General features: G+C 39.4%; 18 protein-coding genes. 9 read left to right on the top strand and 9 right to left on the bottom strand.

The window, feature by feature from the left end; translation table 11 throughout:
• Positions 1-1011, bottom strand: a complete 1011-nt coding sequence (locus RM545_RS09925) for an NAD-dependent epimerase/dehydratase family protein (protein ID WP_311495168.1) — start codon at positions 1009-1011, stop codon at positions 1-3.
• 80 nt (positions 1012-1091) lie between these two features.
• On the opposite strand from RM545_RS09925, the gene tyrS reads away from it, so the two are divergent.
• Positions 1092-2387 (top strand): tyrosine--tRNA ligase, encoded by a 1296-nt coding sequence (tyrS, locus tag RM545_RS09920; protein ID WP_311495167.1) that lies wholly within the window; start codon positions 1092-1094, stop codon positions 2385-2387.
• Between the two features lie 271 nt (positions 2388-2658).
• Here tyrS and RM545_RS09915 read toward each other — a convergent pair whose 3' ends face one another.
• From RM545_RS09915 to RM545_RS09900, 4 genes are all read right to left on the bottom strand, one after another.
• Positions 2659-3636: a LuxE/PaaK family acyltransferase gene (locus tag RM545_RS09915; RefSeq protein ID WP_311495232.1), complete on the bottom strand. Its 978-nt coding sequence runs from the start codon at positions 3634-3636 to the stop codon at positions 2659-2661.
• A 74-nt stretch (positions 3637-3710) separates the two neighbouring features.
• A complete protein-coding gene (locus tag RM545_RS09910; protein ID WP_311495166.1) occupies positions 3711-4049 on the bottom strand; it encodes a T9SS type A sorting domain-containing protein in 339 nt (112 codons plus the stop codon).
• Positions 4050-4204: 155 nt separating this feature from the next.
• Positions 4205-6211: a hypothetical protein gene (locus RM545_RS09905; protein ID WP_311495165.1), complete on the bottom strand. Its 2007-nt coding sequence runs from the start codon at positions 6209-6211 to the stop codon at positions 4205-4207.
• Positions 6212-6255: 44 nt separating this feature from the next.
• Positions 6256-9051: a TonB-dependent receptor gene (locus RM545_RS09900; protein ID WP_311495164.1), complete on the bottom strand. Its 2796-nt coding sequence runs from the start codon at positions 9049-9051 to the stop codon at positions 6256-6258.
• Positions 9052-9226: 175 nt separating this feature from the next.
• Here RM545_RS09900 and RM545_RS09895 point away from each other — a divergent pair, with 175 nt between their 5' ends.
• Both RM545_RS09895 and RM545_RS09890 read left to right on the top strand, forming a co-directional pair.
• Positions 9227-9910 (top strand): response regulator transcription factor, encoded by a 684-nt coding sequence (locus RM545_RS09895; protein ID WP_311495163.1) that lies wholly within the window; start codon positions 9227-9229, stop codon positions 9908-9910.
• A complete protein-coding gene (locus RM545_RS09890; protein WP_311495162.1) occupies positions 9910-10989 on the top strand; it encodes a sensor histidine kinase in 1080 nt (359 codons plus the stop codon). Before RM545_RS09895 ends, RM545_RS09890 begins: the two co-directional genes overlap by 1 nt.
• Here RM545_RS09890 and RM545_RS09885 read toward each other — a convergent pair.
• Positions 10936-11985, bottom strand: coding sequence for a glycosyltransferase (locus tag RM545_RS09885; protein ID WP_311495161.1), 1050 nt, complete (start codon positions 11983-11985; stop codon positions 10936-10938). The two genes, RM545_RS09890 and RM545_RS09885, sit on opposite strands and share 54 nt — an antisense overlap.
• A gap of 67 nt (positions 11986-12052) precedes the next feature.
• On the opposite strand from RM545_RS09885, the gene trmB reads away from it, so the two are divergent.
• The 6 genes from trmB to RM545_RS09855 all read left to right on the top strand — a co-directional run bounded on the left by trmB (position 12053) and on the right by RM545_RS09855 (position 15856).
• A complete protein-coding gene (gene trmB / locus RM545_RS09880) occupies positions 12053-12724 on the top strand; it encodes a tRNA (guanosine(46)-N7)-methyltransferase TrmB (protein ID WP_311495160.1) in 672 nt (223 codons plus the stop codon).
• Complete coding sequence (locus tag RM545_RS09875) at positions 12725-13348, top strand: LysE family translocator (protein ID WP_311495159.1); 624 nt, start codon at positions 12725-12727, stop codon at positions 13346-13348. It begins immediately after the preceding gene.
• On the top strand, positions 13345-13686 hold the full coding sequence (locus tag RM545_RS09870; RefSeq protein ID WP_311495158.1) for an MGMT family protein: 342 nt from the start codon (positions 13345-13347) through the stop codon (positions 13684-13686). The genes RM545_RS09875 and RM545_RS09870 overlap by 4 nt, the downstream gene beginning before the upstream one ends.
• A gap of 204 nt (positions 13687-13890) precedes the next feature.
• Positions 13891-15027 (top strand): Mrp/NBP35 family ATP-binding protein, encoded by a 1137-nt coding sequence (locus tag RM545_RS09865; protein WP_311495157.1) that lies wholly within the window; start codon positions 13891-13893, stop codon positions 15025-15027.
• Positions 15028-15270 (top strand): NifU family protein, encoded by a 243-nt coding sequence (locus tag RM545_RS09860; RefSeq protein ID WP_311495156.1) that lies wholly within the window; start codon positions 15028-15030, stop codon positions 15268-15270.
• Positions 15271-15520: 250 nt separating this feature from the next.
• Entirely contained in the window at positions 15521-15856 is a 336-nt protein-coding gene (locus RM545_RS09855; RefSeq protein WP_311495155.1) for a 2Fe-2S iron-sulfur cluster-binding protein, read from the top strand.
• A 270-nt stretch (positions 15857-16126) separates the two neighbouring features.
• On the opposite strand, the gene RM545_RS09850 is transcribed toward RM545_RS09855, so the two are convergent.
• The 3 genes from RM545_RS09850 to RM545_RS09840 form a co-directional block, all read right to left on the bottom strand.
• A complete protein-coding gene (locus tag RM545_RS09850) occupies positions 16127-16921 on the bottom strand; it encodes a DUF3050 domain-containing protein (protein WP_311495154.1) in 795 nt (264 codons plus the stop codon).
• 458 nt (positions 16922-17379) lie between these two features.
• Positions 17380-18555 carry an acyl-CoA dehydrogenase family protein gene (locus tag RM545_RS09845; protein WP_311495153.1) on the bottom strand — a complete coding sequence of 392 codons (1176 nt, stop codon included), beginning with the start codon at positions 18553-18555 and terminating at the stop codon, positions 17380-17382.
• Positions 18556-18698: 143 nt separating this feature from the next.
• Positions 18699-19445, bottom strand: coding sequence for a tRNA1(Val) (adenine(37)-N6)-methyltransferase (locus RM545_RS09840; protein WP_311495152.1), 747 nt, complete (start codon positions 19443-19445; stop codon positions 18699-18701).
• Positions 19446-19454 lie beyond the last annotated feature (9 nt).

The raw sequence follows: 19454 nt of genomic DNA, 5'->3' as shown, positions 1-19454 counted from the left end.
TCAGGACGCTTTTAAATAGATTTTTCCGGTTTCCCTGATACTTTCTGATAATTGCTGAAACTGAAAATTCAGATCGTTCTTTATTTTTTTATTACTAAAATGCCACTCGTCATAAAGGGTTCTAGTGGAATTCCTGCTAAACTGTTTTTTGAATCCAAAAATACTTCCAAGGCTCTGAAATATCCAGGCCAGCAAAATCATCCATTTCTTTAATTTATTTCGGGGTGCGGGTTTATTAATACTTGCCGCCGCTTCTTTCAAGACATATTTAAAACTTCGGTTTTCAGAAATCAGGATATACTGTTCGTTTTTAATTTCTGAAGCCATTAATTGCTGCATGGCCTTAACTACATCCTTTACATCTACAAACCCTGTGATTTTCGGAAAATAATAATTGAATCCTTTATCTACCTTTTGGAAAAGAGGACCAGACCCCGCATTCCAGAATCCGGGGCCAATAATTATTCCGGGATTGACAATTACCGCGTCAACACCTTCCTGTGTTCCGCGCCAAACTTCAATTTCAGCTCCGTATTTTGAAATTGCATAATCGCTATGGTTCTCTTCAGGGTTCCAGGGAGTTTTTTCAGTAATTTTATTACCTACCAAGGGTTTTCCGAGGCTGGCCGTACTACTTACATGGCAAAGTTTTTTAATCGAATTCGAAATACAAAGGTTTACAACATTTGCTGTGCCCGTAATATTTATTTGCCGGAGTTTGTTGACATCGCCGGAATCAAAAGAAATAAGTGCCGCACAGTGGTAAACAAAGTCAACCCCTGAAAATGCCAATTTTAAGGCCGGAATATTCAGTATGTCCGCCTTAACCCATTCAATAGTATTAAAAAGTTTTTTTGCTTCCGCAGAAGAAACATAATAGGAGAAAACTTTCTCCACCGTTTCAAGATTACTGCTTTCTCTATGGATCGCGCGGATTTTCTCTCCCGATCTGGCGAGATCCAAAAGTAAATGCGAACCCACAAGGCCCGTTCCTCCGGTTACTAGAATCATGTGGTAAATATAGCGAAACCACTTAGGAAAAAGAACAGTTTATGGTATCTTTACGGCTGTTTTTAGAAGACTTAGAGACCATGAACAAAAATTTTGTAGAAGAACTTACGTGGCGCGGAATGTTACATGACGCAATGCCGGGAACCGAAGAACATTTAATGGAAGAAATGCGTGCTGCCTATGTGGGGATAGATCCTACCGCAGATTCGCTTCATATAGGTCATTTAGTGGGGGTGATGATGTTAAGACATTTTCAACTTTGTGGACATAAGCCTTACGCACTTGTTGGCGGTGCTACCGGGATGATTGGCGACCCTTCAGGAAAATCTGCAGAGCGTAATTTACTGGATGAGGAAACGCTACGTCATAACCAGGAAGCTCTAAAAGCGCAATTATCAAAATTCCTGGAATTTAAAGGTGATGCAGAAAATACGGCAGTTTTGGTAAATAACTATGACTGGATGAAGGATTTTTCATTCCTGGCTTTTATACGTGATGTGGGCAAGCACATTACCGTTAATTACATGATGGCAAAAGATTCTGTAAAGAAAAGGCTGTCTTCTGATGCTGCGGAAGGAATGTCTTTTACAGAATTTACTTATCAAATGGTACAGGGGTACGATTTTCTTCATCTCTTCAGGGAGCACCAATGTACTTTACAGATGGGTGGAAGTGACCAGTGGGGTAATATTACAACAGGAACCGAACTTATCCGAAGGATTGGGAACGGAAAAGGCTATGCCTTAACCTGTCCTTTAATAACAAAAGCCGACGGGACGAAATTTGGCAAAACCGAAGGTGGAAATGTATGGCTGGATCCGCAGCGTACGTCACCTTATAAATTTTACCAATATTGGCTGAATACGAGTGATGCTGATGCTGAAAAGTATATAAAGATTTTTACTTTTTTAAGTAAAGAAGAAATTAGTGATTTGGTTCACAAACATATTGAAGCTCCTCATCAAAGGGAACTTCAAAGGGTTTTGGCCAAAGAGGTGACGATAATGGTTCATTCTGAAGAAGATTACGACAATGCCGTTAAAGCTTCTGAAGTTTTGTTCGGAAAAAGTACAGCTGAGGATCTTAAAGGTTTAAATGAAGCTACTTTTCTGGATGTTTTTGAAGGAGTGCCACAAGCTGAAATAGCCAGAACAGAAATTGAAGCTGGTCTCGATATGATCGCTGCCCTTGCTGCAAAAACAGACTTTCTCAATTCTAACGGGGAAGCCAGAAGGGCTTTAAAAGAGAATTCTGTTTCTGTTAATAAAGAAAAAGTAAAGGAAGATTATGTAATTACAACTTCAGATCTTCTCAACAATAAATATGTTATCCTGAATAAGGGTAAAAAAAATACGTATATAATAAGGGTGGTATAAAATGCAAATCCCTCTGTCACGTAGGGGTGTACAGAGGGATTGCAACTAACTAACCAACCAATTTATTATGAAAACCAACTAACCTGTAAGAGAGGAAATTCAATTTCACTTTCTTACACTTATTAGGTCGAAAAATCTTCTTTACATTACATTTTTCTACATAAAAAAATTGAATTATTTCTATTTTTTTCTCCTATCCCAGTATTGATAAGGTTTTACAGGAATAATTTTTTTAATGTATTCTATTTTTTACAGTCTGCTGCTAATCAGGCTATAAAACCATAAGATTACAGCCCCGAATGTCACTATTGTCGAATCTGCCCAGAATTTCTGTGGTGTTTTTTGAGAAATTTTTGCCAAGATCTTGTGTGGCAAGGAAAGAACAGGAATTAAGGTTTGCCAGATCGATTACATTTATTCCGCCGTTTTTGTTTTCCGGAAGAATTTCCAGCGCGTCTTCAGGATCGCGGATTAAAATCTTCATCCAGGGCGGACATTCAAAAACACCAGATCCTTTAGAGTAGGCCTGCGAAAGCAATTCCGTCATTCCGTACTCACTGTGGATTTTATCAACCCCAAAACCTTTAGCAAGGATATGATGCAGCTCTTTTCTTATCATTTCTTTGCGCCGGCCTTTCATTCCGCCGGTTTCCATGATAATTGTATTCTGAAGCTTAAAACTGAAGTTTTCCACCATGTCCAAAAGGGCAAAGGAAACGCCTATGAGCAGGATTTTCTTTCCAGATTGATCAAGTTTTGTAAGTTTTGCGGCTAACTCCTGAAGTTCGTTGAGGTAGAAGCCACTTTCGTCATTTTTACTTCTGGAAATAAGGTTTTCTGCCATATAAATAAGCGAAGAACCCTGCCGTTCAAGATAAGACGGTAAAAGGGCAAATATCACCAGGTCTTCAGGATTTCCATAGAAATGTTTAAATCCTTCAGTAAAACTTTCCTCATAAAGCTTTAAATCGATCACATGATGTTTGCTGGTGGTTTTTCCGGTTGTTCCGCTACTTGTAAAGGTGATTTCCGGCGCTTTTTCAGAAGAAAGTATGCTGTGGGATTTAAAAAATTCAATTGGAAGAAAAGGTATTTCTTTTATACTGTTAACCGAAGTGCTGTCTTTGCCCAATAATTGGCAAAATTGGCGGTACACTTTATTTTGGGCATACTGAAACTTAAACACCTCGAGTGTAATCCTTTCAAATTCAGCTTCAGAAGAAATATTAAATATCTGGTCCTTGAGCATGCTATGGGTCATCTGTAAAACGAAAAAGCCTCTATAAATAGAAGCTTTCAGGTACTTAAAATATTATTGTAATATTATTTAATAACGAGCTTTCTTGTTGCTTTGCTATTTTGTTCTTCAATTTTCAGGATATAAATGCCCGGGCTTAAAGCAGAAACATCTAATTCTTTCCCTCGTATCCTTGTCTTTTGAACTGGTTTTCCAAGCACATTGTAAATCTCAATTTGTTTTTCAAGATTTCTGGTCGTGCTAATGTAAACCTTACCGCCAGTAACAGGATTAGGATAGATCGATAATCCTGAAATAGGAATCTCGGTTCTATTGCCCGTGCTTGTAGTGTCTTGAGCCGCTACGGGAGTGGCAAAAGACAAAAAGCATATAAATATGAAACTTAAAAGGTATTTTTGCTTCATTCGTTCTGGCTGATTGTTACAAATCTACAAATTTAAATTCAAAAATCCTGCCATAAAAATACCCTAAATAGGTTAATAATTTTAACAGAAAAAGGCCGCTTTTTTAGCGGCCTTTAAATCTAGAATCTGTTCAATATTTGCAGCTAATTCAAATATTATAAGTTCCCTTCCATCCAGTCAAAAATTCCTGGATCTACAGTAGATTCTGCATCGTAAGCAGTTTCTGTATCAGCATCTGCACCTTCTATTTGGATCCCGGAAAGATCAGTTCTTTCGTCTTCAGCAATATCGATATTTGTATCATATCCTGAGAGAGAAAGTCCAGTGATAGTAGCACCAGACAGGGCTTTAAACTGCAATGCAGTTCCACCTACAGTAGATACCGCAGTGAAGTTTTCAATGGTTGGATTGTTATTTACGCCATCGGCTTCTATAGCAGTGGAAAAATTAGCATCTGTGCTAGATACGTAGACATTGCTTACACCACCGTTCCAGCCTTCAGTCCAGTCTACAGCATCGTCCTGATTATTTTCCAGGTAAAGATTGGATGCAGAAACCGATCCTCCAAAGAATTCAATTCCGTCATCGGCTCCATTGAGAACAGCGATATTTTCAATAGTTGTTTCAGATCCTACGGCATAAAGTGAAAGGCCGTTGTACTGGGAATCTACATTAATCTGTGCTCCGGCATCGGAAAGAATAAGGTAGCTTATAGATCCTGAGTTATCTTCTGGATCGTTTCCGCCATAGATAATACCTCCTACTTCAGCAGTAGCATCTGTACCTGCGGTAGTTTCGGCATTACCGGCAATAACAAGACCTCCCCAGCTTCCGGCTTTACCAGAAGTAGAAGACATTACCACGGGATTCTCCTCAGTTCCCTGGATGTCTATCATTGCTCCCTGCTGGATCACGATATAAATTTCTGTTGGTTCTGCAGTTTCTTCGCCTTCTTCGGCAGCGCCGCTCCTGGCAACAATTCTTGTTCCTGCAGGAATTGTAAAAGTTGCTCCTTCTTCTACAGAAACACGGTTGTTAATTACATATTGCGTATTAGCGTCTAAAGAAAAATCTGAAGAAATTGTGGAAGGAATTACAGAAACCTGACCTCTGTTACTTACCCAGTCGAAATCGCTTGCAGCAACAGTTGCTTCTTCAGTATAATCCATCTCTAAATCTGCAGTAGCACCATTAAGCTTAATCCCTGAAAGGTCTGTTCTTCCCGCTTCCGGAATGTCTACAGCAGTATCATATCCTGAAAGGGAAAGTCCTGTAATAGTTGCCCCAGATTGTGCTTTGAATTGAAGGGCAGTCCCTCCTACAGTGGAAACGGCAGTGAAATTTTCTATAGTCGGATTATTATTTACTCCGTCTGCTTCAATGGCGGTAGAAAAATTCGCATCATTATTTAGTACATAGACGTTGCTTGCAGATCCATTCCATCCTTCTGTCCAGTCTAACGCATCATCCTGATTGTTTTCCAGGTAAATGTTACTTGCAGAAACTGATCCTCCAAAAAACTCTATACCGTCGTCTGCACCATCAATTAATGCAACATTAGTAATTTCTGTGCCTGAACCTACTGCATAAAGAGAAAGACCATTAAACTGGGAATTCACATTTATTTGTGCTCCGGCATCAGAAAGGACAAGATAATTAATAGATCCGGAATTATCACTGGAGTCTGTCCCACCGTAGATAATTCCTCCAACTTCTGCAGTAGCATCTGTGCCGGCAGTAGTTTCGGCATTACCGGCAATGATAAGTCCACCCCAGCTTCCTGGTTGGCCATTCGCAGCAGACATTACCACGGGTGCAGAAGCTGTTCCCTGGATATCTATCATTCCGCCTTTTTGTACTACAATGTACACGTTGGTCTCATCACTGTCATCCAGGTCGGCATCAGCTACAATCTTTGTTCCGGCAGGTATAGTAAGTGTTGCGCCAGATTCTACAGAGTAAACGCCGGTAAGAGAATAGGTTTCGCTGGCATCGAGGGTGCGGTCTTCCTGCAGGGAACCATTTAGTGTTATACCATCAGGTCCTCCTCCCGGCTCGTCGTCAATTAATTCGATTTCATTGTCATCATTACTACACCCTGTAATTCCAAGGCTCAGGACTATTGCCATAATCAGCAAAAATCGGCTACTTAAGTTTTTCATGTTTTTCAATTTTTAAGGTTTAGATTGTTAGTGGTTTTTGTTAATTAAAAAGAATAGTTTACACCAAGACTTAATACTGCACCTCGTGTATAGGAACGAACAGTTTGTGTGCTTTCGATTCCCGTTGAACTTGGTTTTATGTTCTGTACCCTTTCAATATCAGGATTAAGAAGATTCTGTCCACGGAACTGGATATCCCAGTGCTCACCAAGATCCTGAGTTAGTACGGCATCCAGGACAACGAAGCCTTTTTCAATAATTTCATCGTTATAGAAAACATCTGTTTGGGTTTGTACTTCAGGAGCTCCAAGTGCAAAAATTTTATCTGAAGCATAGTAGCCAACAACAGAAGCGCGGAATGGGTTCTCTGACTCAGTAGAGAAATTAAGAGAACCATTAAAAATCCAGTCAGATGCACCCTGAAGTCCAATTTCGGTGTTATTGTTATACTGGAAAGTTCTTACAAAATCTCCTTCGCTGTTGTAAACATTTTTTAGATCCTGTTCGTGCCATGTTCTGGAAATATTAAAGGCAACATCAAAATCTAGTCCTTCCGGTTCTTCATTCTCTATGATATTAATTTTGGTTTCCAGTTCCAGTCCATAGATGTTAGCTTCATCTCCTGCATTAAAATAGGAGAAAACTCCTGCAGCACCTCTGTCCTGAACTTTATTAATAGGATTTTTAATTTTTTTATAAAAGCCCGTAAGGGAAATTAACTGGCCGTTGTCAGGAAATAATTCATACTTAACATCCAGGTTGAGGTTTTTTGAAGCTTCCAGGTCCGGATTACCTCTGGTGATTTGTCCCAATTGTGAGACATACTCAAAAGGAGCAATTTCCTTAAACTCCGGAAGTGTAATGGTCTTGCTTGCAGCCAACCTAATATTTGAATTTTCATTTGGAGAAAATTTAATGTTCAGGCTTGGATAAATATTGTCATACTCCTGAAAGGAATAATTAGGCTGGTTGGAAGGAAAATTGTTTACGTCAAAGACCACATCCAGGTTATCTTTTTGATATCTAGCACCAACATTTAGATTCCACTTGCCGATACCGTAATTAAAAGTTGCAAACCCGGAATAGGATTCCAGCGTGGCCTGATAGAGGTCAGGATTTAATCTGTTTAAATCAAGATTACCATTTCTAAAGTTTTCAGTAGAGAATGCGCTGGTGAGGTTATCTATAGAAGAAGGGTTAACGGTGTTTAGTCCGTTCTCTTCAGCTCCAAAAAATCTGGAGTAAAAATCCCTGTCTTTGTTCCTGTAATTCCCACCAAACTGTAGAAACACATTGTTGTTTGTAGTGTCGCTCTTTACAAAGGTAATTTGATCTGTAATTAAAGCGTTTAATTCATTATCATCAATTTCCTGAGTCGATTTTCGTTGCTGAAAACCACCCATTCTGCCGAACTGAACAAAACCTTCCTCATTTATATTTAACTCATTCCGAATACGGTTAGGCTCATCGGCAGTTACCATATTATATCCTACTGCCCATTCCAGAGTATTCATTTCTGAAAGGCTGTGGTCCCCGTGAAGCTGATTTACCCATAGCCTTGTTTGTTTGATATTCTGGTCACGCACAAACTGGTTGAGATTTTCGGCCGGAGCAGTTTCTTCGAATATGACTCCCTCTGCGTTACGGCCAGCTTCATATATTTCATCGGTAATTTTGTTGATAAAAAGACTGGTGACTTTAAGGTTGTTATTTTCGTTTATTTCATAACCTAAATCCAGCAGTCCGGTAGTATTTATGGTTTTCTGAAAATTTTCAGTATCAGAAAAATAATCATAAAGGTTATTGTTTCTATACTCTCTAAATAATCCGCTGCTGTATTCGTAGTTAATAGATTGAGATCCGGTTAGAAGAATTTTCAGGTTTTCACCAAACTTCTTTCCGGCAGTTAAAGCATACCTCTGGTTTACAGGAAAAGGATCTGTTTGTGGATCCCAACTTTGATTGTTTATAGAGTATTCTGTTGGGATGCTTTGATTATAAAATCCCAAGAATACATCGTCCTGGTTTGGAGAAACTTTGAAGTTATTAAATTCTCCCACAGCATTGGTGTTGGCGCCAACACGAAATCCAAGATCAAATTCCTCTGTTCCTCTTAATTCTCTGGAGTCGATATTGACAGTTCCTGAAGCCTGATCTGCTGAATTCTCTGCGGAATAGGTCTTACTTATGCCTACACTCTGTACCACACGGGTAGGAAATAACCCGAGGTCAATATTTTTGCGCTCCACATCATCTGAGGGAATAGGAAGATTATTTAAAGTGGTATATAAATAGCGATCTCCCAAACCTCTTACAAACAAATCCCCTGAAGCCTCACTAGTGGTGACGCCGGAGATTTTTGTGGTAGCCGTGGCAACATCAGATACTCCTAACTTCGCCAGTTCCTGAGCCCCGATACTTTCTTTAATTTGCATGGCACCTTTTTGCTCCAGTAAAAGGGCAACTTCAGAATCTCTTCTGGAAACTGTGGTAATTAGTACTTCGTCAAGGGCAGCGGCGCTGGAACCTAATCCAGTATTTACCTCGGTTACCTTACCAGAGATTACCTCTACATTGGGAACTTCCAGAGTTTCATATCCTACAAAACTGAATTCTACGGTATATGTTCCCGGTTGAAGATTATTTAAGACATAAAGACCATCAAAATCTGTATTGGTTCCTTTTGATGTACCCTTAATTACTACATTTGCGAATGGTAAGGGCTCTCCATTCATTTCCTTGTCTGATAATTTGCCTGCGATGGAGCCAGTTTCTTCCTGTGCCAGCATCGGCAGCGTTAATAAAAAGCATACTGTGAAAAAAGTGAAAATTTGTTTCATTACTATGTTTAATTCTATGCCGCAAATAAAGAGCAGGTATGTAAACATAGAGTTAACCTCATATTAATCGTTTATGATGATAAGGTTAGTTAAAGGTTACCAATGAGTTGACTGAATCTTAAAATGAAATTTATCTGTATTTTTACTCAAAAATTTATCTTAACTACTTAGTAACATGAAGAAAAAAGACATCTGTATCCTTTTAGTAGACGATGAACCGGATATCCTGGAAATAGTAAACTATAATCTTTCTTCTGAAGGATATAAAGTTATTACGGCAGATAATGGTGCTGATGGTGTGAAACTTGCGAAGAAAAAAAATCCGCAGCTTATCATCCTGGATGTGATGATGCCGGGAATGGATGGTATTGAAGCTTGCGAGAAAATTAGAAAAATTCCGGAACTTGAAGATACTATCATTACCTTTCTTACTGCCCGCGGTGAAGATTATTCGCAGATGGCAGGGTTTGACGCGGGTGCCGATGATTACATAACAAAGCCCATTAAACCAAAAGTACTTACCAGTAAAGTAAAGGCGCTATTAAGAAGGTTTAAAGATGATACTTCTAATGCCAGTATTGTAAAAATTGGCGATCTTACAATAAACAGGGAGGAGTATAAGGTCATAAAGAACAATGAGGAAATGCTCCTGCCCCGCAAAGAATTTGAATTGCTGTCTCTTCTGGCTTCCAAACCGGGAAAAGTTTTTAAACGGGAAGATATTATGGATAAAATATGGGGAAATGATGTCGTCGTCGGGGGCAGAACCATAGATGTGCATATAAGGAAGCTTCGGGAAAAAATTGGTGATGATAGTTTTAAAACCGTAAAAGGGGTAGGATATAAGTTTGTAGTTTAATGGCAAATAAATTTAGACGTTCATATAAATTTGCAATAAAGACATCGCTCTACATCACTATTTTTGTAGGGTTTCTACTGGCTGGTTTTTTGTATTATATGGACGTTTTGCTGTGGATGCCTTTTCTTTTCTTTTTATTTGCAACGTATATTTTCTCATTCTTTATCATTCAGCAGCGGGTAGAATACTTCATTTACCGTCGTATTAAAAAGATTTACGACAATGTTTCTTTGTTAGATTCAACTACACTGCGGCCCAGCCAGGTGACCACAGACATGGTGACCCTTACCAGAGAGGTAGAAAAATTTGCTGAAACAAAGAAGCTCGAAATTGAAGCCCTTAAAATAAGGGAAGGCTACAGAAAAGAATTTATGGGTAATGTTTCCCACGAATTAAAAACTCCTCTCTTTACCGTTCAGGGGTATATTCTTACTTTACTTGATGGGGCGATGAAAGACAAAGCTGTAAGGAAGAAATACCTTAATCGGGCTAGTAAAGGTGTGGAAAGGCTAATATATATTGTCAAGGATCTCGATATGATTAGCAAGCTGGAAGTAGGGGATCTGCACTTGCAAATGGAGGATTTTAATATTGTGGAACTTGTTCAAAATACTTTTGACCTGCTGGAAATGAAGGCAGCAAAAAAAAATATTACCCTCACTTTTGATATCGAATATCAAAAGTCAATTTACGTTTACGGAGACAGGGAGAGAATCCAGCAGGTACTTACAAATCTTGTGGTTAATTCTATTAAATACGGAAAGAAGGACGGAACTACCGAAATTACTATAGAAAACCTTATAAAAAACAAAGTTATAGTGAGAGTGACCGATAATGGGGAAGGTATTGCTAAAGCAAATATTCCGCGGTTATTTGAGCGTTTCTATCGGGTGGATAAAAGCGGTTCCAGAAAAGAAGGTGGATCAGGTCTTGGATTAGCTATTGTAAAGCATATTATTGAAGCCCACGAGGAAAAGATATACGTAGAGAGTGTATTCGGCGTGGGAAGTGAATTTTCCTTTACTCTAGAAAAGAGCGAAGAACTCCCTGAAACTGTCAGCGAAGCCGATATCCTTTAGTCCTTTAAAATTATTGCTTTCCTGCAGCTTCTCAAGTGTAAAGTCGCTCTGGCTACACGATGGAGCTATCCCAAGATTCATGAGTCTTTCTGCGAGGTATTCCTGTTCAAACTGGCCGGGTGTGGGAATGAAAAAGGCTTTTTTCTCCAATTTTGCCAGGTCTAAAATGGAGGTATAACCCGATCTGCAAATAACAACTTCAGAAGAATTAACCGCATCTTCAAGATCTCTTCCATACCTGTAATTCTCAATGTCGATATTTGCCATTTTAGAGGGTTGATCTTTTTCTTCAATAACCCCCCTTATCAATAAAATTTTCGCTTTACTTTCTGCAAATTCTTTTAGTAGTAATTCTTCCAGTATCGTCCGTTGCGGTTCAGGTCCGGAAAGCAAAATAAGATAATCATAAACCTTTGGCAGGTCCTTTTTCTCGAATCTGCTTAGAGGACCAATGTATTTTATGTTCTCATTTATCTTATTAAGATGGCCAAGGATGCCGCTGAGGTTTTTTCTTCCTTTAGCGTCGGGAATCCAGCATTCATCGAACTTCTTTATATACTTTTGGTGGATTTTGCTACTGAAATAGGTGGTGGTTCCGCTTAGAACATTTAATTGGTGGGTGATAAACACACATTTTAAGTGTTTGTATCTCACTCCAAAGCGATTGTCTGAAATTATACCCTCTAAATTAAGTTCTTCCACCAGCTTCTTTGTGATCTTTTTTTCAGCTTTAATGGCTTTTAAGATTCTTGGGCTGTCCCACATCATCTTCAATTTAAAATTGCTCCCGTTTTTGGCATATTCAATTTTATAGGAAGGAAGTTCAAAGGATTTTAAATGCGGAAATTCCTTTTGAAGAAGTGACAGTGCATTTCCATCTGAAGCTAAAACAGGCTCAAAATTTTCCTGTTCCAGGCCTTTAATAATGGGTACGCAACGAGAGGCATGGCCTAAACCCCAATTCAACGGTGCGACTAAAATTCGTTTCTTTCGCATTTCCAAATATAATCTTATCGGGCTGTGGTCTATTTTCTTTAATTTTACCAAAATATTAAATAATCACGTGGGAAGTAAAAATAAGCTTAAACGTTTCAGGCAAAATGAAGAATTTTCGAATGTTATTCAGCCGTCAAGAGAAGAACTTACTAATGAAGATTTTAAATGGAAAGGAAGATGGAATGAATTTTTTAACAATGATAAACCTATAATACTGGAATTAGGTTGCGGAAAGGGTGAATACAGCGTTGGTCTTGCGCAACAAAACCCCGATGCCAATTTTATAGGAATAGACATTAAAGGCGCGCGTTTTTGGCGGGGAGCAAAAACTGCTTTGGAGGAGAATCTGCAAAATGTTGCTTTTCTGCGCACTCAGATAGAGCTTATTACCCACGTTTTTGCTGAAAATGAAGTGAGCGAAATCTGGATCACTTTTCCAGATCCACAGATAAAGTATAAAAGGACCAAACACCGCCTTACAAATTCTGAATTTCTCCAGAAGTATAAACAGATTTTAAAAGACGACGGACTCGTAAACCTGAAGACCGACAGTGAGTTTATGCATGGCTACACCCTGGGGCTTCTGCACGGTGAGGGTCATGAAGTTATTTATGCACATCACGATATTTATAAAAACGAATATTCTCCAAAGGAAGTACGGGAAATCCAGACTTTCTATGAAAAGCAGTATCTTGAAAAAGGAAAACCGATTACTTACATTAAGTTTAAGATAAAATAATTGGAAGAGGCAAGACTTTTTCTCATCACATATTTCGCCGCTTTTCTGGGGGTGATCCCGCCTGGTTTGGTTAATATGACGGTCGCCAAAACCTGCGTGGAGCGTGGTAAGAGAAACGGAATGTATGTTGCAGTGGGTGCTTCTTTTATTGTCCTTCTCCAGGCGTTTATTGCTGTGCTTTTGGCAAATTATATTTTTTCCAATCCTTTTGTTCAGAATATTTTATTAAGGGCCGGCCTGGTAATCTTTATTATCCTGGGGATTTACTTTTTCGTGAAAGCCAAACAAAAAGAAGGCATCCAACAGCGTTCTGAAAAGGCAAATAGCAACAGTATTTTTAAAGGAATGTTTATAGCAGTTCTCAATGTTTTTCCCATTCCTTATTTTGTCGCAATTGCAGGAGCACTAAATGTTGGCGTGGGAGTATCTTACGATTGGCTTAAGATTCTCTCGTTTGCAATGGCCGGTGCCATGGGAACTTTTACCAGCCTTTATTTATATGTGCTGTTTTTCAATAAAATTGAAAGCAAAACAGAATCTTTCTCCCGGTTTTCCAATTACTTTATGGCACTCCTCATGCTTGTGCTAATCGTAATTACCTTATTTAGAATCTACAGTTCATGACAAAAGATTCCGGTTTTTTTGAGAAAGTATATCGTGTGGCCGCTCAAATTCCGCATGGAAAAGTAACTTCCTATGGTGCTATTGCTCGATATTTGGGCTCACCACAAAGCGCCAGGATGGTGGGCTGGGCTATGAATGCTTCGAAAGAAAAACCAGATGTCCCCGCACATCGGGTGGTAAACAGAAACGGACTTTTAACGGGGAAAAGCCACTTTAGCGGCACTCACGCCATGCAGCAGCTTTTGGAGGAGGAAGGGGTGATCGTGAAAGATCTTAAAATTCAGGATTTTAAGAGGTATTTCTGGGATCCTGTAAAAGAGCTGAAAGAGCAGGAATAGCTGCTTAATATTGACTCGCAGGGTCTTTTAAATTGAAAAATCAATTATAGTCAATTGCTTCGTTTTCTTAGGTTTTCAACCTATATTTGCGTTTAGAATCGATCTATATAAGAGCTATTGGATCAATTAATTTTCAGAAGTTTTAATTCTTCCGGAAGAACGTGAAGAATTGAAATTTTTTCTGCTGAAAAAAACATTGTTGTTGTGGTATTGAAGAAGAAAGATATTTTAAAAGCACTGGAGACCATTTCTGTAGCCGGAGAAGGCAAGAACATGGTAGAGGCCGGTGCAGTGCAAAACATTATGATTTTTGGTGATGAGGTGGTTGTGGATTTAGTTCTTGCCACACCTGCACTTCATATAAAAAAGCGGGCCGAGGTTGATATTTTAAAAGCTATTCACGAGCAGGTTTATGAGAAAGCCAAAGTAAAAGTGAATATTAAAGTTGAAGCTCAGGAGAAGAAAAAACCGGAGATTAAAGGAAAACCTATTCCCGGTATAAAAAATATTATAGCTGTTGCTTCAGGAAAAGGAGGAGTTGGAAAATCTACGGTAACTGCAAACCTGGCTGTTACGCTTTCAAAAATGGGCTTTAATGTGGGAATTCTTGATGCAGATATTTACGGGCCGTCTACGCCAATGATGTTCGATGTAGAAACCGAAAGACCTTTGTCTGTTAATGTAGATGGTAAATCGAAAATGAAACCCATAGAAAATTATGGAGTTAAAATATTATCCATAGGTTTTTTTACGCAGCCAAACCAGGCTGTGGTATGGAGAGGGCCAATGGCTGCCAAAGCACTTAACCAGATGATTTTTGACGCCGCGTGGGGAGAACTGGATTTTCTTTTAGTAGATCTTCCACCGGGAACGGGTGATATTCATCTTTCCATAATGCAGTCGTTGCCTATTACCGGGGCTGTTGTGGTAAGTACGCCGCAAAATATGGCCCTGGCAGATGCCAAGCGGGGAGTGGCAATGTTTCAGCAGGAGAGTATAAATGTACCTGTATTGGGTATAGTGGAAAATATGGCTTATTTCACTCCGGAAGAGCTGCCTGAAAATAAATATTATATCTTTGGTAGGGAGGGAGCAAAAAACCTTGCTGAAGATTTACAGGTTCGGTTTTTGGGAGAAGTTCCATTGGTGCAGAGCCTTAGAGAGTCCGGGGATATTGGCCGCCCTGCCGCTTTGCAGGAAGGTACTCCTCTGGAAGAAGCTTTTAAAGAGATCACCAGGAATATGGTCGAGGAGACTGTGAAAAGAAATGAAAATCTGCCGGCAACCGAAGCTGTTAAGATTACCACAATGGCGGGATGTAGTGCAGTTAATAAGAAATAGATGACGAGCGAAGAAGTTAAAATAAACGTAGAAAAGGCTTTGGCCGAGATCCGTCCGTTTCTTGAAAGCGATGGAGGGGATATCTCTTTAGTTTCCATTGAAGATGACCGTCTGGTAAGGGTGCAGCTGGAAGGTGCATGCGTGGGTTGTTCTGTAAATACCATGACGCTTAAATCTGGTGTGGAAATGACCATTAAAAAATACGTGCCGCAAATTGAGCAGGTAATTAATGTAGAGCATTAATTTTGTAGCTGAAGCTGGATTATCCTTCGGAAGAAATTACGGATTCAGGAGAAAATATCAATGCTTGTTTTGAATATTATTTTCATTAAAATGAAAATGAATGATTTCAGAATAAGTTGGATTTGAATAAATGAATATAAATTATAAGCTTGTTTTGATCGAAATTAGCTGAAACTTCCTGCTTCAATTTAGAAGTGGTTGTTTCAGCTTATCATTTTTAAACACGATCAAGATCTTTTTTACTTACACTATGTCTGATATTAAAATCACAATTATCGACCGCGAAGGGGAAGCACATTTGGTAGATGCCCCTACAGATATGAATATGAACCTTATGGAGGTAGTTCGCTCTTACGAGCTTGCACCCGAGGGTACTATTGGAATTTGCGGCGGTATGGCTATGTGCGCGTCCTGCCAGTGCTATATTCTTAATCTGGAGCACATGCTGCCAGAGCAAAGTATAGAAGAGGAAGATATGCTGGATCAGGCATTTTTTGTGGAGTCGAACAGCCGTTTAAGCTGCCAGATTCCAATTACAGAAGAACTGGACGGGCTGGAGGTAAAGCTTGCCCCCGAGTCAAACTAGAGGAATTTTAAAAGTTTAATCCGGAATTTGCCAATTATCGGGATACTGTTGCCGGAATGGTCTTTTTGGACAAACTTGTAGTCATTTTGAGCGAGACCTGTCTCACGCTGTTGGACGGAAATTGCCATTTTTAGACATCGGCTTAAACCCTTTAAACACCCAGACCTCACAGGTTTTTAAAACCTGTGAGGTCTGATTTATTTTCCGTGAGGTGAAAAATATTAGGACGAAAATTGCCATTTTCAGGCATAGACTCAAAAGCTTGTATTATTAAACTCTTTGCAGGTTTTCAGAATCTGTTTTTTCTGAGATGACTTCTTCTATTCCATTCCATAGTTCAATTCGGCTGGAAAGTGCATTTTCAGCAGTTTGTTGAGCTTCCTGCCATTTTTCAGCATCATTTCCGCAGAGCTTTTCTATCATTTTAAAAGCCATGGGACCATGTTCGTCACCATCAAGTTCAATATGCCTGTCAAAATAATACTTGAACAGCCTTAGGTCATTTTCTGGAAAATTTCTTTGAACATTTTCAATAATTGAAGAAAACATCGCGGGGATGAGGCCTTCTCTTCCAAAGGTAAAAGCAGCAGCAATGTTGTGCGGTTTTCCTTCAGAAATTACATCAAAAGTATTTTTAAGAAACTGCTTTATACTTAGCGGTATTTTACTGGCTGCTATAATTAGAAAGATATCTGTGCCGTGGTTAACCTGGAGAAGAAAATCTTCTATCTTTTTTGTATCTGCACCGGCAGAGGCCATTGCTTCCAGGTACATTTCAAAGTGGCTTTGATGTTTTCCTTCCAGGTTTACATCGGTATCTTCAGCAAGTACAATTTCATTAATTAAATATCTTATCTCCGGGTCACCTACTGGAAACCACGGTTGCGTGGTTTTGGTAAGTTTTTCCTGTAGCGCAGTAAGCAGCGACATAAAATCCCATACTGCAAATACATGGTGTTCCATAAAAACCCGAAGCTGCTGTGGAGAATTAACTTTTTTATATAAAGAATGATTTAAAAGCTGTTCTGTTTTTGGTTTCAGGCTGTTATTTATCTTCTCTATCATAAAATCTTAGTTTTTGCAAAAGTAACAGGTGGAAAGGGATTTATAAAATATATAAATACTTTAAAGTAGATTTAACCCGAAAATTGCCCATTTTGCGATAACTTTAAAAATATGAAGACTCGTCTTACACCTTTATTTAGCATCATCATTTTTTACTCAAAAAAGTCTGAGGAGTATTTAAAGATTGATGGGGTAGTGGCAAAGAAGCCGAAAGCCTTAAAGAAGAAGTGCTGCGAGAGCTATAAAAAAGGCAAGCGATGCAAACGCTGCCCTTGCTTCGATTTAGAATAATCAGCTTTTTCAATAGAAGTTTGCTTATGTACCTCCAAATATCCTATTCTTTTTTAAGGCCTTTCAGCTGCTACGAGAAGCATTTCCAAAGGCTCGATATGACACAACTTTTCAATCTTCACTGCATCACCTTTTAACTCATTTCCTCTTTTAACTTTTTACTAAATTTAAAAAGCTGAATGCCCTGTAATATCCATTCCCGTAATTAAGAGATGAATATCGTGCGTACCTTCGTAAGTAATCACGCTTTCCAGGTTCATCATGTGCCGGATAATGCTATAATTACCGCTAATACCGTTTGCACCAAGGATTTGGCGGGCTTCCCTCGCTATTTTCAGCGCCATTTGGACATTGTTCCTTTTAGCCATAGAAATTTGTGCGGAAGTTGCTTTCCCTTCGTTCTTGAGCGTTCCCAGTCTCCAGGACAATAATTGTGCTTTTGTGATCTCCGTAATCATCTCTGCCAGTTTTTTCTGCTGAAGCTGTTTTGCGGCTATGGGTTTGTTAAACTGAACACGTTCCTTTGCGTATTTTAAGGCGGTATCATAACAATCCATAGCTGCGCCAATTGCTCCCCAGGCAATTCCAAATCTCGCCGAATCCAGGCAGCCTAAAGGTGCTCCGAGTCCGCTTTTGTTGGGTAGGAGATTTTCCTTTGGAATTTTCACGTTGTTAAATACCAATTCTCCGGTAGCGCTGGCACGAAGTGACCATTTATTGTGAGTTTCGGGAGTGGAAAACCCTTCCATCCCGCGTTCTACGATAAGTCCGTGGATACGCTCATTTTCGTCTTTTGCCCATACAATGGCTATGTCTGCAAACGGGGCATTAGAAATCCACATTTTCGACCCGTTTAGTAAATAGTGATCTCCCTTGTCTTTAAAAGTGGTGCGCATTCCCGCAGGATTGGACCCGTGGTCGGGTTCGGTTAGGCCAAAACAACCAATCATTTCCCCGGTAGCGAGTTTCGGAAGAAACTTTTCCCGCTGCTCTGTGGTTCCGTACTTAAAAATTGGATCCATTACCAAAGAAGTTTGTACCGAAGCTGTAGAACGAATCCCGCTATCACCGCGTTCAAGTTCCTGCATAATGAGTCCGTAGGAAATTTGATCCATACCGGCACCACCGAAATCTTCGGGAATAAAGCAACCAAAAGCACCGATTTCACCCAGTCCTTTTAAAAGCTGTTTCGGAAATTTAGCCTCCTGTGCTGCTTCTTCAATTATGGGGGAAATCTCCTTTTTTACAAAGGCCCTTGTGGCTTGCCTAACCACCTTATGTTCTTCTGTAATTAGTTCGTCAAGGTTATAATAATCGGGAGCCTGGAAAAGATCTTCTTTCATGCCGGTGAGTTTGTTCACAAATATAACGAGGACTTTTGCAGCAAACAAAGCCTTTTTCTGCGGAAACCTGGAGAAAATTTTGAGTTTCTAATAAAACCTACAAGGTTTCGAAAACCTTGCAGAAGGGATTCGGGAAACTGTGATTATAGCTTTAAATAAAAGGGCGCTACCAGTTTTTTATAAGCTTCAGTATAGTTGTGACGGGAAATTTCGATAATCAATTCATCTGTTTGTACCGCAGTTTTCTGAAAAGAAAATGCCAGTAAAGACCTTTTTAAGGCACTGGTTTCAGTTCCTTTTACGCGGGTAATTTTCTTCGGAAAAAGATGAACTTTGGATGCAAGATCTATAAAATTTTCTTCTTCAGAATAAGGAATTATTACGCTGAAGATCCCTTTTTCAGAAAGTAATAAGGAAGCTCCGCGTACCAGGTGATCAAATGGAAGGGAATCTGAGAAGCGAGCCATTTTCCTTGCCTTTGGTATTTTTTGCTCATTTTCGGCTACTTCCGGAGATAAGGGAGCAGCATAAAACGGCGGATTGGAAATAATGAGGTCGTATTTTTCCTCATCCTGCATTTCTTCAGCAAATTCATTTAAATCTGCATGGTAACAGAACAATCTGTCTCCCCAATCGCTGTTTTCGAAGTTTTCGACTGCCTGTTCATAAGCATTTTCTTCAATTTCTATGGCGTCTATGGCAAAAGCGGAAGATCGTTGAGCCATCATGAGAGCGATAAGCCCGGTTCCTGTTCCAATATCCAGGATTGACTCCAGATTATGTTCCAGAGGTGTCCACGCACCAAGTAAAACACCGTCTGTACCTATTTTCATCGCAGATTTGTCCTGTTCTACAGAGAATTCTTTGAATTTGAAGATTTTATCAGACATAGAAAATCT

It is taken from the genome of Autumnicola lenta, from assembly GCF_031846515.1.
Lineage (GTDB): Bacteria > Bacteroidota > Bacteroidia > Flavobacteriales > Flavobacteriaceae > Autumnicola > Autumnicola lenta.
The sequence above is the reverse complement of the archived record's forward strand: the minus strand, read 5'-3'. Positions and strand labels throughout refer to the sequence as shown.

Coding starts and splice junctions, on each gene's coding strand:
- RM545_RS09870 (WP_311495158.1), top strand. CDS start 13,345: ATGACAAAAGATTCCGGTTTTTTTGAGAAAGTATATCGTGTGGCCGCT.
- RM545_RS09840 (WP_311495152.1), bottom strand. CDS start 19,445: ATGTCTGATAAAATCTTCAAATTCAAAGAATTCTCTGTAGAACAGGAC.
- RM545_RS09860 (WP_311495156.1), top strand. CDS start 15,028: ATGACGAGCGAAGAAGTTAAAATAAACGTAGAAAAGGCTTTGGCCGAG.
- RM545_RS09905 (WP_311495165.1), bottom strand. CDS start 6,211: ATGAAAAACTTAAGTAGCCGATTTTTGCTGATTATGGCAATAGTCCTG.
- tyrS (WP_311495167.1), top strand. CDS start 1,092: ATGAACAAAAATTTTGTAGAAGAACTTACGTGGCGCGGAATGTTACAT.
- RM545_RS09925 (WP_311495168.1), bottom strand. CDS start 1,011: ATGATTCTAGTAACCGGAGGAACGGGCCTTGTGGGTTCGCATTTACTT.
- RM545_RS09915 (WP_311495232.1), bottom strand. CDS start 3,636: ATGCTCAAGGACCAGATATTTAATATTTCTTCTGAAGCTGAATTTGAA.
- RM545_RS09890 (WP_311495162.1), top strand. CDS start 9,910: ATGGCAAATAAATTTAGACGTTCATATAAATTTGCAATAAAGACATCG.
- RM545_RS09845 (WP_311495153.1), bottom strand. CDS start 18,555: ATGAAAGAAGATCTTTTCCAGGCTCCCGATTATTATAACCTTGACGAA.
- RM545_RS09910 (WP_311495166.1), bottom strand. CDS start 4,049: ATGAAGCAAAAATACCTTTTAAGTTTCATATTTATATGCTTTTTGTCT.
- RM545_RS09895 (WP_311495163.1), top strand. CDS start 9,227: ATGAAGAAAAAAGACATCTGTATCCTTTTAGTAGACGATGAACCGGAT.
- RM545_RS09850 (WP_311495154.1), bottom strand. CDS start 16,921: ATGATAGAGAAGATAAATAACAGCCTGAAACCAAAAACAGAACAGCTT.
- RM545_RS09885 (WP_311495161.1), bottom strand. CDS start 11,985: ATGCGAAAGAAACGAATTTTAGTCGCACCGTTGAATTGGGGTTTAGGC.
- RM545_RS09855 (WP_311495155.1), top strand. CDS start 15,521: ATGTCTGATATTAAAATCACAATTATCGACCGCGAAGGGGAAGCACAT.
- RM545_RS09900 (WP_311495164.1), bottom strand. CDS start 9,051: ATGAAACAAATTTTCACTTTTTTCACAGTATGCTTTTTATTAACGCTG.